Consider the following 17,834-nt stretch of genomic DNA (forward strand, 5'->3'; position numbering starts at 1 on the left):
CTCATGAAATACGGTATTCTGATGTGACAAAACCTGAATCCTAGTCGTTAAAGTGTTTGTTTGCACTCATATTTTAACTGTTAGGACTCAGGTTTTTTTATTTAAAGCAAACTATGGGACAGCAGTGCTTACATCGCTCCTTTTTTATTGCAACAAGATTTAATAAACCAGAATCTCTGATAAAAAACACAAGAGACTGTATTTACAGTCTCTTTTTATCCGCTACTTTATTTAAAAATTTCCAGCAGTTCACGCTGGGCATTATGCAGCTTTTCTCCTTCGGCTGGCTGGGCGCGAATCCAGGTGCCATCGCCTTGTAACAGCCAGGCTTGCTGGTTATCTTTCAGATAGTTCAGTAAACCTTGCTGATAAATCCGTTTTTTTAAGGCTTCATCTTCAACGGGGAAGCAGGCTTCTACCCGGTTAAACAGGTTACGATCCATCCAGTCGGCACTTGAACAATAAATTTGTGCATTGCCATTATTAGCAAAATAATAAACCCGCGTATGCTCCAGGAAGCGGCCTACAATCGAACGTACCCGAATATTTTCTGACAGTCCTGCCAAGCCTGGACGCAGGCTGCAAATTGAACGGATAATCAGGTCAATCTGTACCCCTGCCTGAGATGCTTCGTAAAGCTTATTGATTAACTGCATCTCGGTAAGCGCATTGACTTTGACAATAATCTGCGCTGGCTTGCCTGCCTTGGCATGGGCAATTTCATTATCAATATAGTTAACTAACTGGGCATGCAAGGTAAATGGTGCATGCAGCAGCTTTTTCAGCTTGGCCATTTTCCCCATACCGGTCAGTTCCTGAAAAATGCGGTGTACATCTTCACAGAGTTCTTTATCTGTTGTTAATAAACCGTAATCGGTATAAATCCGTGCATTACCCGCATGATAGTTGCCAGTTCCCAGATGTACATAACGGACCAGTTTGTTATTTTCACGGCGCACCACCAGAATCATTTTGGCATGGGTTTTATAGCCAACAATCCCATAGACCACGACGGCCCCAGCTTCCTGTAAAACATTGGCCACAGCAATATTAGACTCTTCATCAAAGCGAGCACGCAACTCAATCACCGCAGTTACTTCTTTGCCATTTCGTGCAGCCTCTGCCAGCACCTGAACAATTTCAGAGTCGGGACCACTACGATACAATGTCTGTTTGATGGCTAGTACTTTCGGATCACGCGCTGCCTCACGCAACAAAGAAATGACAGGGGCAAAAGACTCAAAGGGATGATGCAGCAAGATATCCTGCTTTTGCATGGCACTGAAAATATTTTCATATTTTCTCAGTGCTTTGGGAATGATCGGAGTATGTGAATCATAACGTAAATGGGGACGTTTAAAATTCGATAGCAGACGCGCCAGATTGACCGGCCCTGCCACTTTATACAGCTGCTCTTCTTCCAGATCAAATTCGTTGAGCAAATAATGATAAATATGCTGCGGACAATTTTCTGTCACTTCCAGACGCACGGCACGACCAAAACGGCGAGAGCTGAGTTCGCCTTTCAGCGCTTTGGCCAAATCTTCCACATCTTCATTTAAAGCCAGATCGGCGTTACGGGTCACGCGAAATTGATAACATCCCGTCGCGGTCATACCGGGGAACAGATCGGACACATGCTCATGAATAATGGCGGAAAGCATGACATGGTGCTCCTTGCCATCTGTCAGCTCATCTGGCAAACGCACGACACGCGGCAATGAACGTGGCGCAGGCACCACAGCCAGATCAATTTGACGGCCAAAGGCATCTTTGCCTTCCAGCGTAACAATAAAGTTCAGTGACTTGTTTACCAAACGCGGAAATGGATGTGCCGGGTCTAGACTGATGGGGGTCAGGACAGGCGCAACCTGCTCCTGAAAATACTTTTTGACCCAGGCTGATTGAGCCGGGGTTAACTCGCCACGGCGCAGAAAACAAATATCTTCTTCGCGTAATTTTGGTAAGATTTCTTCATTTAAAATACGGTATTGACGTTCAATTGCAGCATGTGCCGTCTTGGAAATCTGGTCCAGTACCTGCTTGGGCGTCAAACCATCCGGGCTTCGACTTTCATTGCCCAGATCAAGCTGCTCCATAACTCCGGCAACGCGAATTTCAAAAAACTCATCCAGATTGCGCGAAAAAATCAGCAGGAAATTCATGCGTTCGAGCAAGGGGTGTAAAGGATCGACAGCCTGTTCCAGTACACGTAAATGGAAGTCCAGAATAGACAATTCACGATTGATGTAACGATCATTATATGTATATTCAGTCGGTGCCGAAGTGGTTGTGGCTGCCGTATTCATATGAAACCTACGCTATTTTAAAATTTTGCTTATCTGCTTTAGTATGCTTCAACTTGATGTCACTTTGATAAAAACGCCCAAAAAAATTAGGCTTTATTTCAAATTACAGGCCTAAGGTAATTCGGCATAATTCATATAGCGTTGAATCATACGTTTGCGTGCTTTCAGGGCCGATGAATGGCGATGGTCCTGAAAATATTTTGGATTGGTCAGAATCGCTGCCAGAAAAACTGCCTGATCGCGGCTAAGGCTTTGTGACGTTTTACCAAAATAATGTTTGGCTGCGGCTTCAACTCCATAAATATTGTCACCAAACTCGATTGAGTTTAAATAGACTTCCAGAATGCGTTCCTTGGACCACATGCGTTCCATCATCCAGGTAGCGATCGCTTCCTGACCTTTGCGTACAAAGGAACGCTTATTTATTAAAAAAAGATTTTTTGCCAATTGCTGGGAAATGGTTGACCCCCCTGCCACCACGCGGCCTTCATTCTTGTTACGGTTTAATGCGGTCTGGATACCATCCCAGTCAAAGCCATGATGATGAATAAACTTCCCGTCTTCTACCGTAACAATGGCACGCTTCAGGTTCAGGCTAATTTCGTCATAAGGCCGCCATTGGTGCTGAATGGGTTTGGAAGGCTCAGTCCAGTAATCAATCCGCATCATCATGGTGGTATTCACCGGATTGGTGCGCCACCAGACCAAACTTGCAAAAATCCACAACTGTATAAGTAAAATCACACTGACGATGATTAAAATCGTGCGGATCAGAAAGGCTTTCATGTCAGTGCGTTACTCCTGAATATTTGATTTTTCGTGTTAAGCTTATGCGAAATATACACTCATCGCAAAAAAAATAGCATGTCTAAATACTCTCCACCCACCTCCTATCGTAAACCGGAAGTACAACTCTGGTGGATAACTGCGCTCCTGATTGGTATCAATGTCGGCTTATTTGGCTGGCAGGTACTAAGTGGCATGGATATTAGCCAGCCTAGCTCCAGAGATGCCATTTCCTGGGGAGCGGATTATGCTCCCTTAACTTATCTGGCGGAACCCATACGCTTGTTTAGCAGCATGTTTTTCCATTTTGGTCTGATTCATCTCATGCTGAATATGTGGGCACTGTATATTTTTGGTAGCGTTGCTGAACAGCTGTTTGGCCGTTTTTACTTTATTGGGCTCTATGTGTGTGCAGGCCTGATGGGCAGCCTATTTAGCGGTTACATGAACATTCAGGATACTTATGCCTTAATTGAAGGTGGGGTGGCCAATCCTGAGCTTTTACCCAGCGTGAGTGCTGGCGCTTCTGGCGCTGTCATGGGGCTGGGTGCAGCCCTGACGGTCTTGTCCATATTGCCAATACTGCCTCAACAGCGCTTTATTCTGGACAAGAAAACCCTGATCATGATTATGGGCCTGAACCTCGTGATGGGATTTATGATCAGCGGGATTAATAATGCTGCCCATATCGGCGGCATGATCATGGGCGCCTGCCTGACCCTGCTCTGGTATCTGTTACAACGACTGCAATGGGGCAAACTGATGCAACTCATTGCCCTGATTCTGGGCGTGGTCGTGTGTGGCCTGCTCTATCAATATAATCTGGCCTTGCTGGAGCCAATCCGTCCTTTCTGGCAGGACATTCTCCGCCTGATGCAACAGCAGCTGCACATTTAAAGCCACAAAGAAGATGAATCTTACTGATTCATCTCGCGCAGGCTTTGCAAGGGGGGAATATCGGACAGATAACTGAGTCGATAACGCCCCACCAGCGCACAAAGCAGCGTCATCAAGACCGGTAAAATCAGCCAGATTTCCCAGTGTAGCTGAATCAGGAGATCCATTTTATAACTGGCAATGGCACTGATAACTTCGGCAAACAAACATGCCACCACGCCAGCAAACAGGCCGATAAAGCCAACTTCCAGACTCATCAGGTTTTTTAGTTTGCGCTTGGAACTGCCAAAAGAACGCATTAAAGCCACTTCTCGTTTGCGCTCATCCATGAGCAGATTCAGACAGGCCATCAATACCAGAAAGCCGGACACACTGACCAGCATCGCCAAAATAGTAATGATCTGCACCAGAACATTTACTATGCGTTTGATTTCTTCAAGAATCAGACTGACATCAATAAAAACCGTATTGGAAAACCGCTGGATGATAGAAACCAGTTGATCTTTGTCTGTTTCAGGCACATAAAAACTGCCCAGATAACTGCCGGCATTGGCATCCATGCTCTGGGGTGCAAAAATAAAGAAGAAGTTCGGACTAAAGCTTTCCCACTCCACGGTTCTCAGATTCACCACTTTCGCTTCCAGCCTACCTTCAGGCAGACTAAAGCTTAGTTTGTCGCCGAGCTTGATGCCCAGCTCCTTGGCAGTCTGCGCTTCGACCGACACTTCGCCCGGCTGTTTTAATACCGCTTCGCCCTGAACAATGACATTATCCTGAGGATAACGGTCTGACTGGGTCAGATTCAGTTCACGTCTTAGAGTATTGCTTTGCTTAATCAGTTCAGCGTTAAAAGGCTGGTCATTTTTTGCCACCAGGCGTCCGCGAATATTCGGATAAAGTGGCGTGCTGTTCCAGCCATTCTGTTCGAGCCGGGCTTTCAGCTCAGGCATCTCATAAGGTGGCAAACCATACACAAACTGGTTCGGTGTACCTTCAGGCAACTGTTGCTGCCAGCGTTCCAGCAGATCGGTACGCAGTACGGTGAGTACACTGATCAGACTCAATCCGAGAGCCAGTGCGGTAATCTGCAAAGCCGTCTGATACGGCGTATGGACATAAGCCGACAGGTTGAATTTCAGGTTCCGTAGCAGTTTTAACGTGCTCCAGACCGTAAAATACAGCACAGCACACAACAGGATAATTGCCCCAATCACCCAGGCGGTGAGCACAATATTTTCAGTCAGAATCACGCTAAAAATAATCAGGCCCAAGGTCCCGCACAGTAACATCCATAGCATGGACTGGACCGACTTTTCCTGCTGGCGAATTACCCGAATAGGTGGCGTATTTAACAGCTGAAACAGGCTCGGCATCACAAAACACAGCAAGACAATCGCACTGGTCAGCATGGCAACGGGTAAAGGACCCAGCAACATCTTCATCACAGAAAACTCAAGTTGCAGGTTGGGAATCAGTTGCAGCATGAAGTGTAATAAGCCATATCCCAGACTGATCCCAATGAGCGTCCCGATCAGCATGGCAACCAGTAGCATAACTCCAAGCAAGGCCAGATAAGCGGCCAGAATCTGCTGCTTGGTCGCGCCTATACAGCGCATTAGTGCGATATGATCCTGATTCTGCTGTACATAACGTTGTGCCGTTAAAGCAATTGCAATTCCGCATAATAAAATGGTCAGAATATTGGCCAATTGCAAAAAGGTATCCAGATTGGCAATCGGACGCATTAAGCGGGTATTGCCCTCGCTGGCATTACGTAATTTTAGACTACCCTGCTCCTCAAACTCCTGCCCGTCTACTTCGGCGACTGGTGCATCCATTTTCTCTTTTTTAGATTTTATCTGTTGTTTGAACCAAGCTTCATATTCTTGCGTCTGTTCAGGATTACCAGCCAGCAGCAAACGGTAGTCAATCCGGCTGCCCACCTGAATGGCCTGAGTTCGTGCAACATCTGCCTGAGAGATGATGACGGTAGGCGAAAATCCGGAAAAACCAAGCTCCTGATTGGAGTCTTTTGCAATTTGAGCGGTGAACTTAAATTTTGCATCAGCAATATTCAGCTCATCTCCCAACCTTACATTGAGCAGATCCATCGCTCGGGGACTGAGCCAGATTTCACCGGGTTGAATGGTTGTTTTTGCGGGTTGGGTTTGCAATTGACCACGCAGCGGAAAGGCCTGATCAACCCCCTTGACATTGACCATGACAAACTGTTCATCGGTAAAAGCCATGGTATTAAAGAAGGTTACCTCAGACTGCTGTAAATCCAGCTGTCTGGCCTGATCACGCCATTCTTCTGCCAAAGGTTCATTATCTGACAGCACCAGATCAGCTGCCAGCATCTCCGCGGCCTGCAAAGCGACCGCATTTTGAATCTGTTCATTACTGAACTTCAGCGCAGTCGTGGCACTAATGGCCAAGGTCAGGGCAATAATCAGCAGATAAATACCCGTGCTTTTAAAACTTTGTGTGAGTAAGGGACGAAATAGCTGCTGCATATCATCCTCCGCTGGCATGTTCAACGAGCTGACCATCCAGCAGCTCAAAATGCCGCTGACATTGTTGGGCCAGTTTTGGATCATGGGTCACCAGAACCAGCGTGGTGCCCAGTTCACGGTTGAGCTGAAACAGTAATTGCTCGATCTCATGCGCCGTTTCACCATCCAGGTTGCCTGTAGGTTCATCTGCAAAAATGATTTTAGGTGCACTGACCAATGCCCGGGCAATTGCCACCCGTTGCTGCTCTCCCCCCGATAAAACTTTTGGCGTTTGCTGGGCCTGCCGGTCCAGACCAACTTTTTTCAGCAGCAGCAGTGCCTTTTGCTCTGCCTCGCGATATTTAAAACCCGACTGTAAGCGCAACGGTAACATGACATTCTCTAATGCTGTCAAATGTGGCAGCAACTGAAAGGACTGAAATACAAAACCGATATTTTTTAAGCGAACTACAGCACGTTGCTCTTCACTTAAATTCGACACCTGTTCGCCACATACCATCAGTTGACCAGAACTGGCCTGATCCAAAGTCGCTAAAACTCCCAGTAAAGTCGACTTCCCCGAACCCGAACGACCAGTAATGGCCACCTGTTCCCCAGCCTGTATGTCTAGTGAACTATCCTCAAAAATCGTCAGCTGTTTTTGTGAAAGCTGTATCTTTTGTGTCAGCTTCTGGGCAGAAATAATTGCTTGTGGCATGATGGTCGAATCGTAACTGCTTTGAATCATACGTGTCCTATATGAAAGATCGAGTTCAGAAAACCCGTGTATTGCCTTGCCTGATCCTGTGGAGTATATGCCTGATTCCTTTCGGCGTGTCAGCAAAGACCATTATGATTGTGGGTGACAGTCTAAGTGCAGGTTATGGTATTCAACCACAGCAAGGTTGGGTAAATTTATTGCAAAAACACTTAGACCAACACTATCCGAAACAGCACAAAGTGGTCAATGCAAGTATGAGTGGCGAAACCACCAGTGGTGCAGTGGCAAGACTGCCTAAACTGTTACAGACTCATCGTCCGGATATTGTCGTAATTGAACTGGGTGGTAATGATGGCTTGCGCGGGCAGCCACCGCAAATGATCCAGAAAAATCTGGCCAATCTGGTGCAGCAAAGCCAAAAAGCCCAGGCCAAAGTGATTGTATTTGGCATGAAAATGCCACCGAATTATGGTCAGGCGTATGGCAGGGCATTTGAAAATAATTATAAAGTGGTAAGCCAGCAATATAAGGTCAAATTATTGCCTTTCTTTATGCAGGGTGTGGCCGGCCATAAAAGTCTGATGCAGCAGGATCAGATTCATCCGAATGCCAAAGCACAAACGATTCTCTTGAACAATGCTTATCCCTATATTCAAAGTGCGTTGTAAAATGCATGTTTGAAAGTATTTTCCCGCCCTCCTGACGAGAAAAAAACTCTTGAAAATTAAAGTTAGTTCAACAAAAAAACTCTCCTTTTTTAAAGGAGAGTTCGGAAGACTTAAAAACTGATCTTTAACTCTTAGAAATCAAAAAAAACAACTTCTCCGGTTTCCAGTGAGTATTCTGCTCCCACCACTTTTAACTTGCCTTTGGCAATCAGACCTTCAATCACGGCCGAGCCATGACGCAACTGGTTCACTGAGGCAAAGACATTGGATCGTACTGCATGCTTGGATAGTTTAGCCAGATCATCTTTCAGTTCAGTTTGCAGCAGTGTTTCAACGGATGGACGTACCCGGTTTACAATCGACATCAGATTATTGGATGGTGGACAATCTGGGCAGGTCAAGGTATCAATCGTGGCCTGAATAGCGCCACAATGATTATGACCTAATACCACCACCACCGCACAATCATAACGCTCCGCGGCAAACTCTACGCTCCCAACCTGTGAGGGTGCTACGACATTGCCTGCCACACGAATGACAAACAGATCCCCCAGGCCTTGATCAAATACCATTTCCGCAGGGACACGTGAATCCGAACACCCCAAGACAATCGCAAAAGGGTTTTGATCCTCTGCCATTTCTGCTCGCTGTTGATGGCTCAATTGCCTTGGGTGAGAGGTATCGCCCGTAACAAAACGTTGATTACCCTGTTTAAGACGTTCTAGCGCTTCCTGAGCTGTGAGCATTTTTTACCACCACTGTATTGAGTTGGAATATCTTACTGCTAGATTTTTTGAAAGTCACTTGCAAAAAAAATTAGCTGTTTAATTTTTTTGCAATTGAATTGTTTCAGCTCTGGCTGGCCATTTATGCAAATCTGGTCACATTTCACCTCATATTTATTGTCTTAAACAAAAAATTCATAGATGAACAATAGCCAATAATCCTTTAAAATAAACCAAAGATAAGGATAGATTCATCCATACTTTTTAAATTTAGAACATGGAAGTATTTTTGGGGGGGCGATTTGCCCGATCATTTAATTTGAGGAAAGTAGCAATGACGAAAATAATAAAGTTGCGCTCAAATATGTTTTGTTCGGCTTTACTCAGCCTGAGTCTGACTTTATCTGGACTCAGTTATGCACAAAATTTATTTACCGGAACCAAGGCTGAAAAATCAACACAGCTCTTACAGCAATATTTGATCCAGGAACGCCATCAGGCAGGCCTTCAGTCTAAAACACTTAAAATTGGTGATATTAGCTGGAGTTATAGTGAAGGCGGGGCCAAACATAAACCTTCTATTTTACTTATTCACGGACTGGCCGGAACCCGGGATAACTGGAATCGTGTCGCACAGTTTCTTACCCCCTATTATCATGTGATTATTCCTGACCTGCCCAGTAATGGCGAGACCAAGGTTCCTGCCAACTTTGATGTTTCAGTACCAAATGTCACCTCCCAACTGCGCCTGTTTGCTGAAACCTTAGGCATTGAGCAGGATCTGCATGTGGCCGGACACTCTCTCGGCGGCTCTATAGCAACCGTCTATGCTGCACAATATCCATTTGATACCCAAAGCCTTTTTTTAGTCAATAGTGCCGGGATCTATAAACTGGGCAATACCCCTTACACCAAAGACCCACATGCCTTAAAGGATCTGATTGTCACCAAACCTGGAGATCTGGAAGGTATATCCAAACAGCTGATGCAAAATCCGCCTGTTGTGCCCTATCAATTAAAATATGCCCAGGAAAAACTGCTGATTTCACGTTCTGAGCAGACCAGTAAATCCATTGATCAGGTCGTCATGCTCAACCGGATTTATACTCCGGAAAGTTTTGCACGCCTGACCCGGACAGTTGAGGCCCCAACGCTTATCTTGTGGGGTAAGCAGGATCGGATTATTAATGTTGAAGTGGTTAAAGAGCTTTATTCTTTGCTTAAACGTGCCGAAACGCCGGTCATTTTAAATAATGTTGGTCATATGCCGATTTTGGAAGCAGAAAAACAGGTTGCCCAGAGCTATTTGCCTTTTCTGGCCAAGACACAGACCCTAAAAAACCCTCTAGCTGATAAACTCATCCCTTTAAACTAAGTTCAGAGATACCATGCAGAAACATCCCATGATTGAGCAATTGATCGATGCCCAGCTTGATTTTCTGGAGCAGACGTTTGCTCAGGCTGATACCATTCAGACCGAGTTTCATGAGTTCTATCTCTGGTTCCGTAAACATCCCTTAAAAGAGTTGTGGAGCTGTGAACTGATTAGCCAGTTACTGCAAAAACAGATTTTAGCTACAGCAGCCACAACTTTTCTGGTCGAGCAGATTGCTGAACATATTCGTTTTGCACTGGTGCATCCAGCCAATGACCAGACTAAAATTGCTGATGTTATTCCGGTATTAACCGTTGATAAGATCGCGCAATATGTGTCCAGCAAAAGCGGACACCGTCAGCGCCTGATCAAAACCGTGGTCAATAATCCGGCATTTTCAGCCATGATTACGCAATTGATTCAGCACTCCATTCAGGACTATCTGGATAACTCCGTAATTGCCAAAAGTGTTCCCGGGGTTTCCCGTTTCATGAAAATGGGCAAATCTGTTCTGGAAAACGTCACGGATAGCAGCTTAGATGATACTATTGCCCGTTATCTGCAAAAAAATATTCTAAAACTCAGCCAGATGAGTGAACATGTACTGAACCAGCATTTTGATGATGAAAAGCTGTACCATTTTCAGGCCAATCTCTGGCATAAGGTTAAAGAAATGCCACTGTCGGTACTGAAAAACTATATTGAAACCCAGGATCTACCCCATACCGTCGGTCTGGCCCATGAAATCTGGGATCATTTACGACAAACAAAATATATGCAGCAACAGATTCATGATGGAGTATATACCTGGTACATCCGTAATCAGACCCATACTTTTGACCAGTTATTGCGTGACCTGAATATTGATGAAGCCCTGATCCAGCATGAGTTGAATGAACTGCTCGTTCCGCTTATCCAGCAGATGGTTTCCCAGCAGCATCTGAGCACACGCGCCCGTAAATATCTTGAACAGTTTTATTATCGCGAAGAAACCTTAAAAATCTTGAATGTCTAGATAGAAAAGCCGCTTGCAGTTTTTATTCAATTGCCCAAAACCTGCCAATAGAACTCATGTCATTGCATAAAAAAATCCCTCGGCTAACCGAGGGATTTTTTTCGCTTTTTCACTCAAATATTATTTGAAATAAGCGCCTTCTGCCTGACTATGGTCAGTCTGGTCAACCACCTGCATCAGTTCAGGAACATGCTGTTTCAAGGTGGTTTCAACCCCTTGTTTCAGGGTGACATCAATAGCTGAACAGCCTTGGCAACCACCACCGAATTTAAGTACAGCAGTTAAACCATGCTCAGGATCTTCAACCACTTCGACCAATGCACAGTTCCCGCCATGGCCTGCAAGACCCGGGTTAATTTCAGACTGAAGTACGTAAGTAATACGCTCTTCGATTGAAGCATCAGGGCCTACGCGCGGCACTTTTGAATTCGGTGCACGGAAGGTCAACTGGCCGCCAAAACGGTCTTTGTTGTAGTCAATGACCGCATCTAACAGGTACGGAATTGAAGGCGAATCAATAAATGCAGGAAAATCTGGATATTCTTGCTTGTAATCTGTGGGAACAACTTCATCCGGGGCGCTATATGCCATACAACATTCAGCACGCGGTGTACCCGGATTTTCAACAAAAACGCGCACACCAATACCTGGCGTATTCTGTTTTTCCAACAAATCCTTTAAATACTCTTGGGCAGACGGTGTAATCAATAAATTCGGAATATCTTCAACCACTGCAGTGCTGCTGTTCTCAGTCGACATAACAATCATTTCCTCAAGCTGAAGTTACTATTTTAACTGAAGATGCGGGGTAAAGATAAAATTTCAACTAAAATTGTCGGAATTATTATAAAAGTGCTCTCTAAATACCAGATTAATGGCAAGATTGAGCATTATTATTCAGAATGAGAACGACCTGTTATGCTGCATTTACCTTTTAATCATACTGTTACCCTCATTCTGATTACCTGCATTATTTCTTTTATTGCTTTTTCCAAAGAGCGTGTCATGAACCGCCTGATCTTCTGGCCACCTGCCATTCAACGCGGTGAATATGACCGTTTCATTTCACATGGTTTTATTCATGCAGACGGCACTCACCTGCTGTTCAATATGATTACCCTGTTTTTCTTTGGCAGTATTATTGAAAGTTTTTATCGCCAGTATCTCTATGACCTTGGCTTTGTACTGTTCTATCTGGGCGGTTTAATTGCTGCAATTATTCCCAGCTACCTGCACCATAAAAATAATCCACGCTGGGCAAGTTTAGGCGCTTCGGGTGCAGTGTCTGCGGTTCTGTTTGCCTATATTCTATTTGAACCTTGGAAATTGATCTTTGTGTTTTTTATCCCGGTGCCCGCCATTATTTTTGCAGTCCTATACGTGGCCTACAGCATCTGGTCCGGCAAGCGCGGTAACTCTAATATTAACCACAGTGCCCACCTTTGGGGTGCAGCTTATGGAGTGATTATTACTATTCTGATCGAACCTCGACTCATTCCACACTTCCTGAATAAACTGTCGCAGCTGCCTTTCTAGCATGGTCCTGAGCTTGGGGATAGTCGCTACACTTCTATCCCTAGGTAGCAAAATAAATAATCAAATACCTAAATGGCTAAAAATCCTGCTTCCCTCGGGCAGCGTTTTATACAACCCAACCTGTCTCCAAAATGACTCATTGCGATCACTCTTTCACCGCGCTCAGCACTTCACCTATTTAAATAAAATGATTCAGCTGATCGACGTCACTACTTGACTTGCCCGAGTCTATCAACCTGGCCTCAATTGAAACATCTGGTAATAATTTTGACATATAGGATGGCAGTTATTGCCAACCTCAGCAGCAAGTTCACAGCGATAATGTATACATCTGTATATTAATTATGTTAAGCCACGAGATATTTTGCATGTCCACATCTTTAGACGGTCTACAATTTCCACGCCATACCCAACAACAAAAACCAAGTACCTCCAAAGTCGGACGTGAATTACTGGCTCATGCACTTTCTGCTGTCAATCCACAACATGCAGCTGCGGTACAATCTGAAAAAAACTGGCGCAAACAGTATCCTGTTCATTTTAAACGTCTGGTTGAAAATGGTTTAAAAAATGCTGAAGCAGCTATTAGTATTGCAGAACATGGGCTAAAACAGGCGCATGAAAGTTTTGAGTTTTACCGTGATGGTCAAAAGTATGCTTTGAGTCGGGTCATGACGTTGGCCGCCGCCCCGTTGCATACCTTCAAAATCATAGGTCAGTCAGCGGCAGCACCAGAATGGTATGTGCCCTATCAAGGCAAAAAGTTGCATGGACCCGCCTTACTTGAGCAGATCCAGACCTGGCAAGATCAAGGCATTATCGAAGCCAGCCATGCCCAAGCTCTGCGTGCCTGCGTGGCTCATCCAGAATGGTTCGATCTTTCGGACCGTACCACCGTGTTGTTTGGTGCTGCTTCTGAAGCCGGGCCACTGACCTGGCTGTCCAGATGGAAAGCCAATATTGTGGCCATCGACCTGCCCAATACTCGGGTCTGGGGCAAGATTATTGAGACTGTCCGTCAAGGTAGTGCCACACTGTATGCACCCTCAAGTGAAGCTTTAAATACCGATACAGCAGACCACATCCTGAAAGAAAAGCTCGGTGCCAATTTATTAACCCAGATTCCTGAAATTGCCCAATGGCTGGCGCAATTTGAGCAGGATCTGGATTTGGCTGCGATTGCCTATCTGGATGGTGAAAAACATGTGCGTGTATCTATGGCAATGGATGCCATCATGAAATACGTCAGTGAACAAAAAACCAAAACCAGTCTGATGTATATGTGTACCCCAACAGATGTGTATGCTGTACCGCAAGATGTGATTCAGGCGGCCCAGCTTAAATACCAGCAGCGCTCCAAGACCGAAGGTTTGATTGCTAAAGGTATTTCTACCCTGTCCGGCCAGTATTTCTTTAAAAAGAACAATACAGACCTGATTCACTCGGCTCAGGGTCAGGCCTATGGCATTGCGGACTGTCTGGTGGTAGAGCAAGGTCCGAACTATGCTTTAGCAAAACGCATCCAGCAATGGCGTGCCACCTTGGCACGTACCCAGGGTCAACGTGTCAGTATCAATATTGCCCCCTCCACCACAACCTATTCGGTGACCAAAAACCCGCTGCTCAAAGCTGCTTTTAATGGTGCCAGCCTGTTTGATGTAGAGGCTTTTGCCCCCGAAACCACCAATGCCATTATGGCCGCACTCTGGATTCATGACCTGCGCAATCCTGACTCTGTTGCCAATCCAGAAGTAAAACTTGATCATCCTTTAGAATTAATGATGCACGGCGCCAATCATGGCGGTTTATGGCGAGTGGCTTACCTGCCACGCACGGCATTGCCTTTTGCTGCGCTGTATGGTTTTGCAACGAATAAACTGCCGAAAGGATTGTTGGGTAAGTTGAAGAAGTAATTTTTTCTGAAATAAAGATGAAATCAATTTTATTGGTCAGGCGACATGGATGTCGCCGTTAGGCTGTGATATAGGGACATATCATCAGCCTAACAAAAGATTTTTGTTACTTTTGATCTTTCAAAAGTAAGGCTAAGAAATACTCATTTTTTACATTTAGTTGAAATTAGCTATTAATCCTTCTATTGAAAGTACTTTTAGCCTTCTGATTACCCTCACCTCACCCCAGCCCTCTCCCATAGGGAGAGGGAGCATCCCTTATAATTTTGCAAGCCATTGGATAACAAACGGTCTTCTATTTCAGCAAAAAATCACCAATTTTAAGGTTAGAAAATTTTCTCCCACCCATAAAAAAAACGCTGCTCCAGCAGCGTTTTTCACATCAAACCTTTTTAGAATACTTTCAATAATAACCAGTATAAACCGCCAGACAAACAAATCGTGGTTGGCAGGGTAAATACCCAGGCGGATAAAATTGTTTTCACCATCTGGAAATTCAGACCAGATTTGTTCGCCACCATCGTACCAGCAACTGCAGAGTTCAGAACGTGTGTGGTCGAGACTGGCATCCCCAAACCATCTGCCGCAGCAATGGTTGACATCGCCACAAGCTCGGCAGACATCCCCTGACCATAGGTCATATGCTGTTTACCAATACGCTCACCCACAGTCACGACAATGCGCTTCCAACCCACCATCGTTCCTAGCCCCAAAGCCAAGGCTGTTGCCACTTTCACCCAGGTCGGAATGTATTGCAGGAAAGAGTCCAGATTGTCACGATATGCTGCTACTGTTTTTTCCTCTGCACCAGACATGACCGGTAAAGCTTTCGCCTTATCCAGACGTTTGAATGCTGTTGTGCTTAAGTACATATCATTACGGAATTCAGATACCTGTGCTTCTGGTACATCCTTAATACTGCTATAAGTACCCACTTTCTCACCTAGATGGTCTGTCAAACTGGCCAGCGCCGGCACCACTTCAGGTGTAAGTTCCTTGGTTTGAATATACTTGGTAATCACATCACGCGCTTGTGCATCTGGAATATCGGCATGCTCCGGATAGATCAAATCAGCTGTTTGTGCAGATAACTGACCAAAAGACTGGATATGCTGGCTATCAAGATTTTTATTCAGTGAATAAGCCAAAGGTACACAGCCAATCAAAATCAGCATGATCAAGCCCATACCCTTTTGACCATCATTTGAACCATGCGCAAAGCTTACGCCGGTGCAGGTAAAGATCAGAATGGCACGAATCATCGGTGGTGGTGGCTTGTTGCCTTCAGGCGGTTGGAACAGTTCCAGTTGACGCTTAAAGATTTTCTTCACCAGCAGAAACAGGATCGCAGCAAATGCAAAGCCGATTAAAGGCGAAAATAACAGCGCTTTACCCACTTTCATGACTTGCTCCATGTCTACACCTGAAGCCCCTGCACCCGAATTCAGAATATAGTTCATGATGCCTACCCCCAAAATCGAACCGATCAGGGTATGCGAACTGGAAGCCGGAATACCAAGAAACCAGGTGCCCAAATTCCAGAGAATCGCCGCGATCAGCATGGCAAAAACCATCGCAAAACCTGCGCCGCTTCCTACATTCATAATCAGTTCGACTGGAAGTAAAGCAATAATTCCGTATGCTACGGCGCCACTTGCGACCATCACACCGAGAAAGTTACAGAAACCTGCCCACATCACTGCAACAGGTGCAGAGAGCGCATTGGTATAGATCACCGTCGCTACTGCATTCGCGGTATCGTGAAAACCATTCACGAACTCGAAACCCAAAGCAATAAACAGGGCCGTGGCCAGCAGAATCACTGAATAGAGGCTTAAAGCAGGGACATACGCTAAATCTGCAGACAATTGGAAGCCGATATAAATCAGTGTGGAAATAATAACAGTCAAAAACACCGGCATAAAAAATTTCGGTGTGGGCACATGAACATTGGTTGACTTCTGTACAGAAGCCCCTTGTTGTGCTGAATCTATGGGAGTTTGGTTAGAATTCATGCAAGCAGGAATAGAGGATACAATGATCCCCGTATTGTTCAGTTAAATTGTGACAATTATATGACAGTTTGCCGGCTTATGAAGCAAATTTTTCAGCTTTATTCCGACCAGCGCATATTATTTCATCTGAATACTGCCGCTGATTTTTTATTAAAAATTATTTATTTGCTCCTTCCACCTCTTTTTACCCCTTCCTGCTTTCAATACACTAAAACGCTGTCATGCGTGAAATATGCTGCGATCCGAATGATGACAAAAATTTTATGGCTGCATCATGCCAAAGAAATATGACAATATTATGAATAAAAGCAGTTGGTTATTCTTTAGATCTTGATTCTCTTCAGCTTTAAGGGCTTGGCCGGCTTACTACACCCGCTGCTCTTATCTATAGCTGCACATCTATAGACTTATCAAATTTTTATATCACGCATATCCATCATTCTTAAGTTCATGCAGCAGATATTGGATAACTAATCTGCTAAGATTACACACATTTTTGATTCCTGCTGAGAAAGTCTGCATGTCCACACTTACCACTCTAAAAGAACTTCTTGCCAAGAAAATTCTCATTATCGATGGTGCGATGGGTACCATGATCCAACGTCACAAACTGGAAGAAGCGGATTATCGTGGTGAGCGTTTTGCAGATTGGGCACATGACCTCAAAGGTAATAATGACCTTTTAGTGCTGACCCAACCGCAAATTATTCAAGGTATTCATGAAGCCTATCTTGAAGCGGGTGCTGACATTATTGAAACCAACACTTTTAACGGTACGCGTGTTTCCATGTCGGATTACCACATGGAAGAGCTGGTACCGGAGATTAACCGTGAAGCGGCACGTCTGGCCAAAGAAGCCTGCGCCAAATATTCAACGCCCGAGAAACCACGTTTTGTAGCCGGTGTACTGGGGCCAACCTCACGTACCACCTCTATTTCTCCAAATGTAAATGACCCTGCGTTCCGTAACATTACCTTTGATCAGTTAAAAGTGAATTACATCGAATCAACCAAGGCGTTGATTGAAGGCGGTGTAGACATCATCCTGATTGAAACAGTATTTGATACCTTAAATGCCAAAGCTGCCATTTTTGCAGTTAAAGAAGTCTTTAAAGAACAAGGCTATGATCTGCCAATCATGATTTCGGGCACGATTACCGATGCTTCAGGCCGTACCCTGACCGGTCAAACAGCAGAAGCCTTCTGGAACTCGATGCGTCATGCAGAGCCGCTTTCGATTGGCTTTAACTGTTAAATGACGTTGCATTAGCCCATTTACTTTAAAATTTAATACCGGAATTGGGAGGTAGCTGATATTTCTGCTGAATAGCCGCCTGCTGGTCAATGACTTTGGTTGAGATTCATACCGGAAGCAGGTC

General features: G+C 44.9%; 13 protein-coding genes and 1 pseudogene. 7 read left to right on the plus strand and 7 right to left on the minus strand.

Annotated elements, in window-relative coordinates; translation table 11 throughout:
• Window positions 1–227: 227 nt before the first annotated feature.
• Together ppk1 and mtgA are read right to left on the minus strand one after the other, a co-directional pair.
• The gene (gene ppk1, locus E2K52_RS09355; RefSeq protein ID WP_151204866.1) at window positions 228–2,309 is read right to left on the minus strand and encodes a polyphosphate kinase 1; all 2,082 of its coding nucleotides are present in this window, start codon (window positions 2,307–2,309) and stop codon (window positions 228–230) included.
• Between the two features lie 111 nt (window positions 2,310–2,420).
• On the minus strand, window positions 2,421–3,095 hold the full coding sequence (gene mtgA / locus E2K52_RS09360; protein ID WP_151204867.1) for a monofunctional biosynthetic peptidoglycan transglycosylase: 675 nt from the start codon (window positions 3,093–3,095) through the stop codon (window positions 2,421–2,423).
• Between the two features lie 78 nt (window positions 3,096–3,173).
• Between mtgA and E2K52_RS09365 the strand changes: the two genes are divergently transcribed.
• Window positions 3,174–3,992, plus strand: a complete 819-nt coding sequence (locus tag E2K52_RS09365) for a rhomboid family intramembrane serine protease (protein ID WP_151204868.1) — start codon at window positions 3,174–3,176, stop codon at window positions 3,990–3,992.
• A 20-nt stretch (window positions 3,993–4,012) separates the two neighbouring features.
• Here E2K52_RS09365 and E2K52_RS09370 read toward each other — a convergent pair whose 3' ends face one another.
• The gene (locus E2K52_RS09370; RefSeq protein ID WP_151204869.1) at window positions 4,013–6,508 is read right to left on the minus strand and encodes an ABC transporter permease; all 2,496 of its coding nucleotides are present in this window, start codon (window positions 6,506–6,508) and stop codon (window positions 4,013–4,015) included.
• Between the two features lies 1 nt (window position 6,509).
• Window positions 6,510–7,235, minus strand: a complete 726-nt coding sequence (locus E2K52_RS09375) for an ABC transporter ATP-binding protein (protein ID WP_151204870.1) — start codon at window positions 7,233–7,235, stop codon at window positions 6,510–6,512.
• 11 nt (window positions 7,236–7,246) lie between these two features.
• Here E2K52_RS09375 and E2K52_RS09380 point away from each other — a divergent pair, with 11 nt between their 5' ends.
• Window positions 7,247–7,876, plus strand: coding sequence for an arylesterase (locus tag E2K52_RS09380; protein WP_151204871.1), 630 nt, complete (start codon window positions 7,247–7,249; stop codon window positions 7,874–7,876).
• Window positions 7,877–8,007: 131 nt separating this feature from the next.
• Here E2K52_RS09380 and E2K52_RS09385 read toward each other — a convergent pair whose 3' ends face one another.
• Window positions 8,008–8,622 carry a carbonic anhydrase gene (locus tag E2K52_RS09385; protein WP_151204872.1) on the minus strand — a complete coding sequence of 205 codons (615 nt, stop codon included), beginning with the start codon at window positions 8,620–8,622 and terminating at the stop codon, window positions 8,008–8,010.
• A gap of 313 nt (window positions 8,623–8,935) precedes the next feature.
• Here E2K52_RS09385 and E2K52_RS09390 point away from each other — a divergent pair, with 313 nt between their 5' ends.
• A complete protein-coding gene (locus E2K52_RS09390) occupies window positions 8,936–9,976 on the plus strand; it encodes an alpha/beta fold hydrolase (RefSeq protein ID WP_151204873.1) in 1,041 nt (346 codons plus the stop codon).
• A 13-nt stretch (window positions 9,977–9,989) separates the two neighbouring features.
• Entirely contained in the window at window positions 9,990–10,991 is a 1,002-nt protein-coding gene (locus tag E2K52_RS09395; protein WP_151204874.1) for a hypothetical protein, read from the plus strand.
• 120 nt (window positions 10,992–11,111) lie between these two features.
• On the opposite strand, the gene nfuA is transcribed toward E2K52_RS09395, so the two are convergent.
• The gene (gene nfuA / locus E2K52_RS09400; protein ID WP_151204875.1) at window positions 11,112–11,750 is read right to left on the minus strand and encodes a Fe-S biogenesis protein NfuA; all 639 of its coding nucleotides are present in this window, start codon (window positions 11,748–11,750) and stop codon (window positions 11,112–11,114) included.
• Between the two features lie 159 nt (window positions 11,751–11,909).
• On the opposite strand from nfuA, the gene E2K52_RS09405 reads away from it, so the two are divergent.
• Both E2K52_RS09405 and E2K52_RS09410 read left to right on the plus strand, forming a co-directional pair.
• Window positions 11,910–12,527 carry a rhomboid family intramembrane serine protease gene (locus E2K52_RS09405; RefSeq protein WP_151204876.1) on the plus strand — a complete coding sequence of 206 codons (618 nt, stop codon included), beginning with the start codon at window positions 11,910–11,912 and terminating at the stop codon, window positions 12,525–12,527.
• Window positions 12,528–12,895: 368 nt separating this feature from the next.
• On the plus strand, window positions 12,896–14,440 hold the full coding sequence (locus E2K52_RS09410) for a hypothetical protein (RefSeq protein ID WP_151204877.1): 1,545 nt from the start codon (window positions 12,896–12,898) through the stop codon (window positions 14,438–14,440).
• 392 nt (window positions 14,441–14,832) lie between these two features.
• Here E2K52_RS09410 and E2K52_RS09415 read toward each other — a convergent pair whose 3' ends face one another.
• Entirely contained in the window at window positions 14,833–16,455 is a 1,623-nt protein-coding gene (locus E2K52_RS09415) for an inorganic phosphate transporter (RefSeq protein ID WP_151204878.1), read from the minus strand.
• Between the two features lie 520 nt (window positions 16,456–16,975).
• Between E2K52_RS09415 and E2K52_RS09420 the strand changes: the two are divergent.
• A pseudogene (locus E2K52_RS09420) lies at window positions 16,976–17,707 on the plus strand (homocysteine S-methyltransferase family protein); the annotation flags it as partial.
• Between the last annotated feature and the right edge of the window lie 127 nt (window positions 17,708–17,834).

This window comes from Acinetobacter sp. RF14B (assembly GCF_006864105.1).
GTDB classification, from domain to species: Bacteria; Pseudomonadota; Gammaproteobacteria; order Pseudomonadales; family Moraxellaceae; genus Acinetobacter; species Acinetobacter lwoffii_C.